General features: G+C 64.2%; 13 protein-coding genes. 11 read left to right on the top strand and 2 right to left on the bottom strand.

Annotation, left to right across the window (positions count from 1 at the left end; genetic code table 11):
- Positions 1-115: 115 nt before the first annotated feature.
- A complete protein-coding gene (locus tag ABD002_RS14145) occupies positions 116-763 on the bottom strand; it encodes a Vgb family protein (protein ID WP_343792217.1) in 648 nt (215 codons plus the stop codon).
- A gap of 69 nt (positions 764-832) precedes the next feature.
- A complete protein-coding gene (locus ABD002_RS14140; protein ID WP_343792215.1) occupies positions 833-1,993 on the bottom strand; it encodes a helix-turn-helix domain-containing protein in 1,161 nt (386 codons plus the stop codon).
- A 196-nt stretch (positions 1,994-2,189) separates the two neighbouring features.
- On the opposite strand from ABD002_RS14140, the gene ABD002_RS14135 reads away from it, so the two are divergent.
- The 11 genes from ABD002_RS14135 to katG all read left to right on the top strand — a co-directional run bounded on the left by ABD002_RS14135 (position 2,190) and on the right by katG (position 13,161).
- Entirely contained in the window at positions 2,190-2,843 is a 654-nt protein-coding gene (locus ABD002_RS14135) for a glutathione S-transferase family protein (RefSeq protein WP_343792213.1), read from the top strand.
- 30 nt (positions 2,844-2,873) lie between these two features.
- A complete protein-coding gene (locus ABD002_RS14130) occupies positions 2,874-3,638 on the top strand; it encodes a DUF899 domain-containing protein (RefSeq protein WP_343792211.1) in 765 nt (254 codons plus the stop codon).
- Positions 3,605-4,483, top strand: a complete 879-nt coding sequence (locus tag ABD002_RS14125; RefSeq protein ID WP_343792209.1) for a DUF2182 domain-containing protein — start codon at positions 3,605-3,607, stop codon at positions 4,481-4,483. The genes ABD002_RS14130 and ABD002_RS14125 overlap by 34 nt, the downstream gene beginning before the upstream one ends.
- 258 nt (positions 4,484-4,741) lie before the next feature.
- Positions 4,742-6,040 carry an acetyl-CoA C-acetyltransferase gene (locus tag ABD002_RS14120; RefSeq protein WP_343792207.1) on the top strand — a complete coding sequence of 433 codons (1,299 nt, stop codon included), beginning with the start codon at positions 4,742-4,744 and terminating at the stop codon, positions 6,038-6,040.
- Positions 6,041-6,123: 83 nt separating this feature from the next.
- Positions 6,124-6,657, top strand: a complete 534-nt coding sequence (locus ABD002_RS14115) for a Dps family protein (protein ID WP_343792205.1) — start codon at positions 6,124-6,126, stop codon at positions 6,655-6,657.
- 26 nt (positions 6,658-6,683) lie between these two features.
- Entirely contained in the window at positions 6,684-8,657 is a 1,974-nt protein-coding gene (locus ABD002_RS14110) for a ferritin-like domain-containing protein (protein ID WP_343792203.1), read from the top strand.
- Between the two features lie 90 nt (positions 8,658-8,747).
- On the top strand, positions 8,748-9,245 hold the full coding sequence (locus tag ABD002_RS14105) for a redoxin domain-containing protein (RefSeq protein WP_343792201.1): 498 nt from the start codon (positions 8,748-8,750) through the stop codon (positions 9,243-9,245).
- Positions 9,242-9,760 (top strand): DsbA family protein, encoded by a 519-nt coding sequence (locus ABD002_RS14100; protein WP_343792199.1) that lies wholly within the window; start codon positions 9,242-9,244, stop codon positions 9,758-9,760. Before ABD002_RS14105 ends, ABD002_RS14100 begins: the two co-directional genes overlap by 4 nt.
- Before the next feature lie 36 nt (positions 9,761-9,796).
- Positions 9,797-10,084 carry a GNAT family N-acetyltransferase gene (locus tag ABD002_RS14095; RefSeq protein ID WP_343792197.1) on the top strand — a complete coding sequence of 96 codons (288 nt, stop codon included), beginning with the start codon at positions 9,797-9,799 and terminating at the stop codon, positions 10,082-10,084.
- A 10-nt stretch (positions 10,085-10,094) separates the two neighbouring features.
- On the top strand, positions 10,095-10,568 hold the full coding sequence (locus ABD002_RS14090) for an OsmC family protein (RefSeq protein ID WP_343792195.1): 474 nt from the start codon (positions 10,095-10,097) through the stop codon (positions 10,566-10,568).
- A gap of 409 nt (positions 10,569-10,977) precedes the next feature.
- Positions 10,978-13,161 carry a catalase/peroxidase HPI gene (katG, locus tag ABD002_RS14085; RefSeq protein WP_343792193.1) on the top strand — a complete coding sequence of 728 codons (2,184 nt, stop codon included), beginning with the start codon at positions 10,978-10,980 and terminating at the stop codon, positions 13,159-13,161.
- Positions 13,162-13,379: the final 218 nt, after the last annotated feature.

The raw sequence follows: 13,379 nt of genomic DNA, 5'->3' as shown, positions 1-13,379 counted from the left end.
CGGCCCTTGGGGCCGGCCCGCTTTCTCGACTTGTGGTGTCCGAAAAATCAGTGGTGATCCAGCTGCACGATCACGGCGGCTATCGAGCGCCGCCGCCGGTCAATCCAGGCGATGGTCAATCCCTGCGGCTTGCCGCTCGCGAGGGCCGCTTCGACTGCGTGCTCGTGGAGCCGACGGAGATCTCGGAGCCTCGCCCGGGACGCCGGACGGCTCGCACCTTCCCGCTGCTGCCGCCTCCGCAGAAGAACCGATCGCCGCCGTCGGACTCGAGCCCCGACACGTAGACTCCAGCGGGCATCTCGAGGCTCTCCATGACTTCTCCCGTTCGAGGATCGACTCGCCTCAACTCGCTCTCGTCACCTTCCCAGGTGGCGTGCCAGAACTCTCCATCGACCCAGGTGACTCCGGTGACGAAGCGGTTGGACTCGATGGTGCGAAGAATCGTGCCGGTCTGGGGATCGATTTGATGGATCTTCCGGTCCCGATACTGTCCTACCCAGAGCGTTCCTTCGGCCCACGTGAGCCCTGAGTCGCCGCCGCCGCCGGGCGCCGGAATCGTGGCGAGCACGCGACCGGTCCCCGGGTCGATTTTCTGGATGCGATCCTCGGCAAGCTGGAACAGGTGCTGGCCATCGAAGGCCGTTCCCGCATGCGCGGCGACATCGATCGAGCGTACTGCGTTCCCGTTCGCGGGATCGAAGGCGTTCAGCTTGTCTCCTGAAGCAAACCAGACGTTCTCGCCGTCGTAGGTGACGCCACCCACGCTATCGGCACCGGGAAAGGGTCCGTACTCGCGAACGATATCAGCGGTTGATCTTTTCATGGTTTCATCCTAGTCAAACGCGAGAGGAGCCGGGAGTAACAAGGCCGTCGCGAATCCCGGCATCGGCGGGGTCGTCCAGCGACGAGCTCGCCCGCGACCGAATGACTGCACTTTGCAGGCTGCCGCAAGCGAGTCGAGCGCGCGCTGCACGGTTCGCTGGCTCGCGCCAAGGGCAAGCGCAAGCGCCGAGGTCGACCACGATTCGCCGTCAGCGAGAAAGGCGAGCACAGCGGCATGTTTCTCTTCAACGGGCCGCGCCAGAACCACGACTTCGCATGCGCGGCGCGGCGCCAGCGCAAAGCCCCGCTTCGTCGCGCTCACATCGGCCAGCGTGCGCAGCATCCTGCGAAGCCGCCCCATTTCGACTCGCAGGCGCGCGCGATGCGATTCATCGGCGAGTTTCAATCGGAATGCGCGCGCAATGAGCGTATCCCTCGATACATCTCCCGGCCACGCTTCACCCAGCGCGCGCGCGAGCGCGAACAACACCGGACGCTTTGCGAGCGAGACCACCTTGCTTTCGTCACGCACGACATGACGGCAAGCGTCCACGACGAATGCTTTCGATGCCAGCAACGCTTCGACTTCCTCGAGCAGAAGGAGTCGCTCCGCGCCACCCTCAATCAGGCGCGCAGCGGGCGTGTTCAGGACGAGGAGTGCGCTTTCGATCTCCGCCGCCAACGCAGGAATACCTGCATGGCGTGCTGCGCTCTCGGCCCGAGCGAGCGCCGCGCGTGCCGCCTTCGCCCGGAGGCGCCGCATCGCGATCCCCGCGACCACCAACTCGTGGACCGCTGTTAACGCAGGCGGGAAGGGTGTTGGGTAGAGCTCGGCGAGCGCACGCTCGGCCTCGTCGAGGCGCCCGATCAGGAGGAGGCGCCGGACTTCGAGATACCGCGCATGCGCGGCGTTCACGCGGTCGCCGTGCTCTTCGAGCGTCGCCCGCGCCGCGTCGAGCGCCTTCGCAGGCCAGGCGAGGTCGCGCGAGGCAAGCGCGATCTCGGCTTCGGCGACCACGCACCTCGCGCGGGCTACAGCCTCTTTCTTGCCGAAGGCTTGCGCGGCACTTCGCAGGAGCGCTTTCGCTCGAACGTGATCGCCGAGCTGCGCCATCGCGATGCCTCGAAGCGCGAGCGCAGGCGCGTCGTCGCGCAGGGCGACGCGCTTCAAAGCGCCGAGCGGATCACCCGCCGCGAGTGCGCGCGCCGCAGCCGTGATCAGTGAGTCCATCGGAACAGGCTCATTTCAATCGCGCCAAGCTTGTCACTCCCACCGTTCGATGGTTCGGTCGCAGTCTATCTCACGACCACCCACCAAGGCGCCGGAAACAACCGGTGCCACAACACGAGAAGCGAGGAGAAACGACATGAAAAAGATCGCTGTTTGGGGCTTTCGCTCGGTGCCGGCTTTTGCGCAAGGGTTAGTGCGCGATCTGCGCGTGCGTTGGGCGCTCGAAGAGGCCGGGCTTGCTTATGAAAGTCGGTTCATCGGTATCGAAGAGCGACATTCCGATACCTATCAGCGCAAGCATCCTTTTGGATTGGTGCCGGTGCTTGAATCCAGCGAGGGAACCCTGATCGAATCGGGTGCGATCGTCCATGCCATCGCCGAGCATTGCGAGGCGCTCATGCCTTCAGACCGGCGCGCTGAAACGCTGGCCTGGATGTTCGCTGCGCTCGATACCGTCGAACCGCCGGTTTGGACTCTTTCGGTGATGGATCTGCAGCACCGTGATGAAGAGTGGGCAAAGCTGCGGCGTCCTGCAGCCGTGGACCAGGTAAGGGTTCGATTGACCGCGCTGTCCGAATGGCTCGACGGCCGCGAGTATCTGCTGGGCCGCTTCACCGCGGCCGACATTCTGATGACGACCGCGCTGAGGTTCATTCGGCATACGGATCTGGTCGCCGGATTCCCGCTTCTCGACGCCTACGTCAAGCGCTGTGAGGCGCGGCCGGCATTCCAGACGGCCTTGCGCGATCAGTTGGCCGACTACGCCCGCAACGAAGCGGTCGCAGCCTGAGTTCGAGCGCGCAGACAGAGGAGAACAATGATGAACGACCACAAGACCGCAACACGCGAAGAGTGGCTGGCAGCGCGGCTCGAGCTGCTCCAGGCCGAGAAGGAACTTACGCGGCGCAGCGACGAGATGGCGCGGCGGCGGCAGGAGCTGCCGTGGGTTCGGATCGACAAGGCGTATCGATTCGAGACTGACGAGGGGGGCGCCTCGTTGGTGGACCTCTTCAGAGGGCGCTCGCAGCTCCTCGTCTACCACTTCATGTTCGGGCCCGATTACGCGGCGGGATGTCCATCCTGCTCGATGATTGCGGACGGCTTCGACGGCTTCGTCGTGCACCTGGCGAACCACGACGTCACGCTTTCGGCGGTGTCGCGGGCGCCGCTCGCGAAACTGCAGGCGTACAAGCGACGCTTGGGGTGGACGTTTCCGTGGGCGTCCGCGAGCGACGGTGATTTCAATTTCGACTTCAACGTCTCGATCACCGAGGCGCAGCAGCGCGCCGGCGGCGTCGAATACAACTACCGGCGCGGCGGCCACCCGATCGTCGAGGCGCAGCTCCCGGAGATCGTCCATCAGTTCGCGGCCACGTGCGGCACGGACGCGGCCACGTACGTGCGCGACCGCCCGGGCATGAGCACGTTCGTGCTCGAGGACGGTGTCGTCTACCACACCTATTCCACTTATGCGCGTGGGCTCGATGGCCTCTGGGGCATGTACCAATGGCTCGATCGCGCACCAAGGGGGCGCAACGAGACGGGCGTCTGGTGGAAGCGCCACGACGAGTACGGCAAGCACTGAACGAAGTCATGGTGTGTCATCGCGCAGTCGTGGAACGGGAGGCCGCACGACAGATGGTTGCCGAGCGAGCTTCGCAGCGAGCTTTCTTCGGCGTCTCTGCGCTGCTCTTCGCCGCCAGCGCGGCGGTGACCATTGTCGGGCGCGCGTCCATGACGGCGATGGGCGCGATGCCGATGCCCGGCGGTTGGGCGATGTCGATGACGTGGATGCGGATGCCCGGACAGACATGGTCCAACGCCGCGGCGTCGTTCCTCGGCATGTGGTTCGTGATGATGGTGGCGATGATGCTGCCGTCCCTCGTGCCCATGCTGTGGCGCTACCGCCAGGCCGTCGGCAGGACAGGCGAGACGCGCCTGGGTCGACTGACCGCGCTAGTGGGCGCCGGGTACTTCTGCGTGTGGACCGTGTTCGGAATGGCCGCCTTTCCGATGGGTGTCGCGCTGGCAGCGGTCGAGATGCAGATGCCTGCGCTGGCGCGCACCGTTCCGATCGCGGTCGGAGGGGTTGTGCTGATCGCCGGCGCGCTCCAGTTCACCGCATGGAAGGCGCATCACCTTGCCTGCTGCCGGAAGGAACCGGTGTGCGGCCCTACGTTTCCAGCAGACGCCGGCACGGCTTGGCGACACGGCCTGCACCTCGGCCTCCACTGCAGCTACTGCTGTGCCGGCTTGACGGCAATCCTCTTCGTCATCGGGGTCATGGACCTGTATGCCATGGTTGTCGTGACGGCAGCCATCACTGTCGAACGCCTCGCGCCGGCCGGTGAGCGCATCGCCCGAGCCATTGGATTCGTCGTCGTTGGGGCAGGGTTGTTTCTGATCGCGCGAGCAGCCGGACTCGCATGACGCGTCCGCATCGCGCCCTCATCGGGCTTCTTCCCATGCTCAAATCATAGGCCGGAAGTCGCACGGCTGGCGCATTCCTGTTATCCGTTTATCCGTGCACATTGCGCAAGGACAACCAAGCGTCGTGCTGGCCCAGTCGGCTCGCAAGCACTTTCCGGTCGACGCGGACGCGCAGGTGAGTGACACTGCATCGCCGTGTGCTTGTCGGCAACACGGGTGGATGCTCTCGCCGCTGGCGTCGCATAAAAGGACCAAGGCATGAAACCTGTTCGACGGATCGGGATCCTGGGCGGCGCGCGCATTCCGTTCGCGCGCCAGAACACGCAGTACGTGGATGCTAGCAACATCGACATGCTGACCGCCGCGCTGAAAGGGGTCGTCGATCGCTTTGGTTTGAACGGCGAGCGGCTTGGCGAGGTCGCCGCCGGCGCCGTTCTCAAGCACTCGCGGGACGCGAACATCAGCCGCGAGGCCGCACTGTCCAGCGGGCTCTCGCCGCAGACACCCGCATATGACGTGCAGCAGGCCTGTGCGACGTCGCTGCAGACGGCGGTGCTGGTTGGAAGCAAGATCGCGTTGGGCCAGATCGAAGTCGGCATCGCCGGTGGTGTCGATTCGGCATCGGACGCGCCGATTGCGGTCAACGAGAAACTGCGCAAGCTGATTCTCGCCTTGAACCGCGGCAAGACGACATCCGAGCGCGTGCGCATGCTGATGCAGCTTCGCCCGTCGATGCTCAAACCCTCGATCCCGAACGTCAACGAGCGGCGTACGGGGCTGTCGATGGGTGAGCATTGCGAACAGATGGTGAAGCAATGGAAGATAAGCCGCGAAGCGCAGGACGCGCTCGCTCTGGCCAGCCACCGCAATGGTGTTCGCGCCTATGAGCAGGGTTTCTACGACGACCTGCTGGTGCCCTTCGGCGGACTGAAGCGCGACAACAATCTGCGCGCCGACACGTCGATGGAGAAGCTGGTGAAGCTGAAGCCAGCTTTTGATCTCACGTCCGGCCATGGCACGCTGACGGCCGGCAACTCGACGCCGTTGACCGACGGCGCCGCCGCGGTGCTGCTTGCGTCGGAGGCGTGGGCCGCCGATCGCGGTCACTCGCCGCAGGCATGGCTGGTCGATGCGGAGAGTGCGGCGGTGGACTTCTTCGGTCCAAAGCCCGAGGGCCTTCTGATGGCGCCGGCGTACGCCGTGCCGAGGCTTCTCGCCCGCAACGGGCTCACCTTGCAGGATTTCGATTTCTACGAGATCCACGAGGCATTTGCCGGTCAGGTGCTGTGCACCTTGGCGGCTTGGGAAAGCGCGGACTACTGCCGCAACGCTCTGGGCCTTGGCGCACCCTTGGGCACGATCGATCGCACCCGCATGAACGTCAATGGCGGTTCGGTGGGTCTGGGTCATCCGTTCGGCGCCACCGGTGCGCGCATTCTCGCCAGCGCCGCCAAGCAACTCTCGTTGCATCGTGCGAAGACGGGGACGTCGGGCCGCACGTTGATTTCGATGTGCGCCGCCGGAGGCCTCGGCGTAACCGCCATACTGGAGGGGTAGGGCGCCGAGCCGAAACGATCGACTTTTTCACGATGCGTTCGAGGCGTAATCTCCGGACGCGTCACATCCCCCGAGGAACGACCATGGCCAAGCAGAGTGCAAGCAAGACGGATGATCTCAAGCGCCGGCAGGAAGCGCCGCTGATCACGCCAACGGACCTGAAACCCAAGGCGACGCGGGACATCGCCGGCGGCATGAATGCGATCCTCGCGGATGTCTTCGCGTTGTACCTGAAGACCAAGAATTTCCACTGGCACATGAGCGGGCCGCATTTCCGCGACTACCACCTGCTGCTGGACGAGCAGGCGGACAAGCTCTATGCGATGACCGATCCGATCGCCGAGCGCATCCGCAAGGTCGGCGGCGCGACGCTGCGTTCGATCGGTCAGATCGCCCGCATGCAGCGGGTGAAGGACAACGACGCCGAGTATGTCGATCCGCTGGACATGCTGGCCGAGTTGCGCGAGGACAACAAGATGCTTGCCGCGCGCCTGCGCGAGGTGCATGACGTCTGCGACGTGCATCGCGATATCGCGACGGCCAGCCTGATCGAAAACTGGATCGACGAGACCGAGCGGCGCACGTGGTTCCTGTTCGAAGCCGGCCGTCGCGGCTGATCGATCGTGATGATGACGAGGACTGGATGACATTCAACGAATCTACTGCGAGTTCCGGCGTGCCGAGCCGCGAGCAGCTCATTCATACGCTTTACGAGGCGGCCGAGCTCGAGCACAACCTCATGTGTACGTATCTCTATGCCGCGTTCAGCCTGAAATCCGGCGAGGCAGAGGGGCTGACGCCGGATGAAGCGGCTGCCATCGCACGCTGGCGGCGGGCAATCCTGGATATCGCGATCGGCGAGATGGGGCACCTCGTCGCGGTGTGGAACATCACCTCCGCACTGGGCGGCGTTCCACGCTTCGGTCGTGGCAATTTTCCGCTCGACCCCGGCTATCTTCCAGCCGGCGTCGTCGTGAAGCTGGCTCCGTTCGACGCGAGCACGCTGCAGCATTTCGTCTATCTCGAGCGCCCCGCGGGATCGAACGAGCCGGACGGCCAGGGCTTCGAGCCGGAACGCACATTCACGCGCGGCATGTGGGCGCCGCGCCTGACGCCGATGGCGCTCGACTACGAGACCGTGGGCGCGTTCTATGCGCAGCTCAGCGTCAACCTGCGCCGGTTCGCCGATGGCGTCGGCGAGAAGGCCGCGTTCTGCGGCGACCCGGCGCTGCAGCTTTCGCCCTCGGAAGTCGAAATGAAAGGCGCGGCGCGCGTGATCTGCCTGAAGACTGCGCTCGCCGCGTTCGATGCGATCGTCGCGCAGGGCGAAGGCGCGCCGGAGGGAAGCACGGACTCGCACTTCGAGAAATTCGTCGCGATACGGACGGAGTACGCGCATCTGCTCGCCGCCAATCCGTCCTTCGCGCCCGCGTTCCCGGCGGCCCGCAATCCGGTGCTGCGCCGGCCGCCGAGACCCGAGGGGCGCGTGTGGATCGAGAACGAGCAGGCCTCGACGACGGTCGACCTCGCGAACGCCGCCTACGGATTGATGCTGCGGCTCATCGCCTATGCGTATTCGGTCCGCGGGCCTCATCCGGAGAAGGCGCTGGCCGTAGACATCGCGATCGCGCTGATGCAGACGATGGCGCTGCTCGGCGAACGCGCGGCTCGGCTGCCTGCAGGCCCGTCGAATCCGGAGTGTCACGCTGGCGTGTCTTTCACGGCGCTGCGAGACTCCGCGCCGTTTCCCGAGGGTTCGGCCGCGCGACGTTTCTTCGTCGAACGGTTGTACGAACTTTCCGCAGCGGCCGAGGCCTTGCGCGTGGCATCACCGGATTCGCGGGTCGATGCGGCCGCTCGGCAACTCGTTGCGCTGGCGGCGCGCGGGGAACGTGAGTTCGCATATGTTGAGGCAGCGCCGGTTCGTGAAACCGCTGCAGCGACGCCCGTCGAGACCGTCGTCGAGTCTTCCGTCGTGGACGGCGTGGAGGTGGTCGAAGGCACGCACCTCACGCTCGACTTCGAGGCGAAACGCTGCATCCATGCGCGGTTCTGCGTGACCGGCGCGCCGCGTGTCTTTCTCGCGAACGTCCAGGGCCCATGGATCCACCCCGATGCGATGGATGTCGAGGCACTGGCCGCGATCGCGCATGCGTGCCCGTCCGGGGCGATCCGCTACAAGCGCAAGGACGGGCGTCCCGATGAAACCGCGCCGCCGGTCAACCTGATCGCGATCCGCGAGGCCGGACCGTATGCGGTCCGCGCTGACATCCGCCTTGATGGAAACGCGGCCGGTTATCGCGCAACGTTGTGCCGTTGCGGCGCCTCGAAGAACAAGCCGTTCTGTGACGGTTCCCATCACGATGTCGGATTCGCAGCCACGGGCGAACCGGCAACCGGTCAGGCAGACATGCTCGAGACGAGGGACGGCACGCTGAGCGTCGATCCACAGATCGACGGTCCACTGCAGGTTCGCGGCAACCTCGAGATCACGAGCGGCACCGGGCGCGTCGTGGCCCGCGTGCAAAGTGCGCGTCTTTGTCGATGCGGCGCCAGCAACACGAAACCTTTCTGCGATGGGAGCCATGCCCGCATCGGTTTCAGGAGCCAAGGCTGAGCGAAAGCGCAGCGGTCAATATGCGAGGTGGCGAATCGCGCGTGCAGCATCGAACGTTCGTGTGAGTTGAGCGCCATAGGAGAGTCCGCGATGTCCAGTGCAACTCCGGTGACCGTCGAGATCGGCCAGCCCGCGCCGGACTTCACCCTGCATTCAACGCCGGATCAAACGGTCTCTTTGTCCGAGCTTCGCGGCCGTCCCGTCGTCCTCGTGTTCTATCCCGCCGACTGGAGTCCGGTGTGTGGTGACCAGGTCAGCCTGTACAACGAACTGTTGGCCGAGTTTCGCGCCTACAACTCAGAAATCATCGGCATATCGGTCGACGGCGTCTGGTGCCATGCCGCGTTTGCGGGCGATCGCAAGCTGCACTTCCCGTTGCTGGCCGACTTCGAACCGAAGGGAGATGTCGCCCGGCGTTACGGCGTCTACGAGGCATCCGGCGGCACCAGCCAGCGCGCGCTGTTCGTGATCGACGCCGACGGCATCGTGCGCTGGCGTTACGTGTCACCGATCGGCATCAATCCGGGCGCCGACGGCATCCTCGACGCACTCGACAAGTTGCCGCGCAAACAGGGATCTTCCTCATGAGCCATCTCACACCTGCGGTTGGCCCGGCCGATCACGTGCAGGGGCCGCGCGATGCCGGCATCGTATTGGTCGAATACGGCGACTTTGAATGTCCCTACTGCGGCGAGGCGTATCCCGAACTCAAGGCCCTGCAGCAGGCGATGGGCGACGCACTGTGCTTCGTGTTCCGCCATTTCCCGCTGACCAATGCGCATCCGCATGCCGAGCGCGCAGCGGAGTTCGCCGAAGCAGCGACGACGATCGGTCGATTCTGGGAGATGCACGATCTGCTCTATGAAAACCAGGAAGCACTCGATGATCGCAGCCTGGTCGGCTACGCGGCCCAGTTGGGATTCGACAAGGCCCTCATCGAATCCACCTTGCGCGGCGACTTCGCCGAGCGCGTGCGCCACGACTTCACCGGCGGCGTACGCAGCGGTGTCAACGGCACACCTTGCCTGTTCATCAACGGACAGCGCTACGACGGTCCGCGCGATGCCGACAGCCTGATCGAATTGTTCAGGAGACAGGATTAGATCACACCATCAACGAGCGAACCTGGAGCATCGATCATGTCGCAAGAGGTCGTGGACAACCCTTCGCATCACCGTTATGAGCTGGTCATCGACGGCAACACGGCGTTCGTGACCTATCGGCGCGAACCGGGCCTGATCACGTTCATCCACACCGTGGTGCCGCCGCCGCTGGGCGGTCGCGGTCTCGCTTCCGTCCTGGCGCGTGCGGTGTTCGAGGCGGCGCGCACGCACGGCGAGAAAGTCATCCCGCAGTGCCCGGTCGTCGCTGCGTACATCCAGAAGCATCCGGAATTCCAGGATCTGGTCGCGCGCCCTTCGCCATGAGGAATCGTTCATGACGGATGCAATGAAGGATGTGCGCACTCGCGAATTCGATGTCGAACCGCGCACGGTCGTCGTCGAGACGGGCGAGGGAGACTTCGAACAAAACCTGTTCGACGGCCGCCATCGCCTGATCGCGGATGAACCGGTCGACGCGGGCGGCAATGATCGAGGCCCGGGTCCGTATGAGCTGCTGCTGATGGCGCTCGGGGCCTGCACGTCGATGACGGTGCGACTGTACGCGCGGCGAAAGAAGTGGCCGCTCGAAAGGGTTCTCGTACGCCTGAGACATTCGAAGACGTATATCGACGACTGCAGGGACTGTGAAACCAGGCCTGCGATGCTCGACCGCATCGATCGCGAGATCGAGCTGAGCGGGTCGCTGAGCGCCGAGCAGAAAGCGAAGATCATGGAGATCGCGGACAAATGCCCGGTGCATCGCTCGCTGGCATCCGGAATACGGATCGTCAGCACCCTCGCGGGCTAGACTGCTTTCGACCCACGGTGGACATCTTCTCCAGAGAGCGCCAAACCACCAACGTCGGAGGGAAGGGGCTTTTGTAGAGAGCTGGCTCTTGGATTTCAAGGAGTCGCTTCCGGGCCTTGCTTACTTCACGAGCTCAGCGACACTCGGGCGCAAGGAGATATCCGCCACTTTGAGCGACATTGAGGCCGCTTCGGCATCATCAGCAGTGCTCGTTGCCTGTGCTCATGAGTTTCTGACGCCGCTCCCCTGGTCACCCTTGTCCCTCACCCTCCGGAACCACGAGGGAGAGATGACTCGTGTCATTGATATGCCGTCACTATGGAAGTCATTGGCAAGAACAATTTGATCCATCGGAGCTCGAGTTCCAGACTGGCCTCGACAGTCAAACCCACTCACCCAAGGAGAAGCCATGTCGACCGAAGCGAAGTGTCCGTTCAATCATGCGGCTGGCAGCGGCGCGTCCAATCGCGACTGGTGGCCGAACCAGTTGAACCTGAAGATCCTGCAGCAGCATTCCTCCAAGTCGGACCCGATGGGGGAAGACTTCGACTACGCGAAGGAATTCAACAGCCTCGATCTCGCCGCGGTGAAGAAGGATCTTCTCGCCCTGATGACCGACTCGCAGGACTGGTGGCCGGCGGACTTCGGCCACTACGGCCCGCTCTTCATCCGCATGGCGTGGCACAGCGCAGGCACCTACCGAACGGGTGATGGCCGCGGCGGCGCGGGATCGGGCCAGCAACGCTTTGCGCCGCTCAACAGTTGGCCCGACAACGTCAGCCTCGACAAGGCGCGACGATTGATATGGCCGATCAAGCAGAAGTACGGCCGGAAGATTTCCTGGGCCGACCTGATGATCCTGACCGGCAACGTCGCATTGGAATCGATGGGCTTCAAGACCTTCGGTTTCGGTGGCGGACGCAAGGACGTCTGGGAGCCGGACGAAGATGTCTATTGGGGTTCGGAGAAAACCTGGCTCGGCGGAGACAAACGTTATTCCGGCGAACGCGATCTCGAAAATCCGCTCGCTGCGGTGCAGATGGGTCTGATCTACGTCAACCCGGAAGGCCCGAACGCCAATCCCGATCCGATCGCGGCAGCCAGGGATATTCGTGAGACCTTCGCGCGCATGGCGATGAACGACGAAGAGACCGTCGCGCTCATCGCGGGCGGCCACAGCTTCGGCAAGACCCACGGCGCTGGCCCCGCCTCCCACGTCGGGCCCGAGCCCGAGGCTGCCGGCCTTGAAGCGCAGGGGCTCGGCTGGGCGAGCGCCTTCGGCACGGGCAAGGGGCGCGATGCGATCACCAGCGGGCTGGAAGTCACCTGGACGACTACGCCGACGAAATGGAGCAACAATTTCCTCGAAAACCTGTTCGGTTACGAGTGGGAACTGACCAAGAGCCCGGCGGGTGCGCATCAGTGGGTTGCGAAGAACGGCGCCGGCGCAGGCGCCATTCCCGATGCCTTCGACTCGTCGAAGCGCCGCGCGCCGACGATGCTCACCACGGACCTCTCGCTGCGTGTCGATCCGGCCTATGAAAAGATTTCGCGGCGCTTCCTGGAAAACCCAGGCCAGCTCGCCGACGCGTTTGCGCGTGCCTGGTTCAAGCTGACTCATCGTGACATGGGACCGCGCGCGCGCTATCTCGGCCCGGAAGTGCCCGCCGAAGAACTGATCTGGCAAGACCCGATTCCCGCCATCGATCACAAGCTGATCGACGAGAAGGACATTGCTTCCCTCAAACAGAAAGTCCTCGCTTCCGGATTGGCGGTTTCTCAGTTGGTGTCGACCGCCTGGGCGTCGGCGTCCACCTTCCGCGGCTCCGACAAGCGCGGCGGCGCGAACGGCGCGCGCATTCGTCTGGCGCCGCAGAAGGATTGGGCAGTCAACCAGCCTGAGCAGTTGGCGAAGGTATTGAAAACACTCGAAGGCATCCGGAGCGAGTTCAACACTGCGCAATCCGGCGGCAAGAAGGTTTCCCTTGCCGACCTGATCGTGCTGGCCGGTTGCGCCGGTGTCGAGCAGGCGGCGAAGAATGCCGGTCACGCGGTGACGGTTCCCTTCACGCCTGGGCGCATGGATGCCTCGCAGGCGCAGACCGACGTGGAATCCTTTGCCGCGCTCGAACCGATCGCAGACGGTTTCCGCAATTACCTCAAGGGCGGATACGGTGTTTCGGCCGAGGCGCTGCTGGTCGACAAGGCGCAATTGCTGAACCTCTCCGCGCCGGAGATGGCGGTGCTGGTAGGCGGCCTGCGCGTCCTCAACGCCAACGTCGGAAAGGCCAAGCACGGCGTCTTCACCCAACAACCAGAGGCGCTGACCAACGACTTCTTCCGCAACCTGCTCGACATGGGCACGGAGTGGAAGCCGGTCGCGGATGCCAAGGACCTGTTCGAGGGGCGTGACCGCAAGACCGACGAACTCAAGTGGACCGGCACGCGCGTCGATCTCGTCTTCGGTTCGCACGCTCAGCTCCGGGCGTTGTCCGAAGTCTATGCAAGCTCGGACGCGAAGCAGAAGTTCGTCCACGACTTCGTGGCGGCCTGGAACAAGGTGATGAATCTGGATCGTTTTGCTCTTGCGTGATTCGAAGCGTGGGATCCGGGTCTACTGAACCGGATCAGCCCCCACCCGGCTCTGGAATTTTGTGGGTCGGGTGGGGGCGAGTACCGGGGGCGATTCACGAAAAAACGATCCAGGAAATGTAGGACATCGCCGATCGCTGAGGAGAAAACGGCACCGAGGACGATGCCCGCCAGGCACCACACAACCATGCCGATCAGGTCGTAGAAGAGGAATGGAGC

The organism is Dokdonella soli (genome assembly GCF_039523175.1).
Taxonomy (GTDB): domain Bacteria; phylum Pseudomonadota; class Gammaproteobacteria; order Xanthomonadales; family Rhodanobacteraceae; genus Dokdonella_A; species Dokdonella_A soli.
The sequence above is the reverse complement of the archived record's forward strand: the minus strand, read 5'-3'. Positions and strand labels throughout refer to the sequence as shown.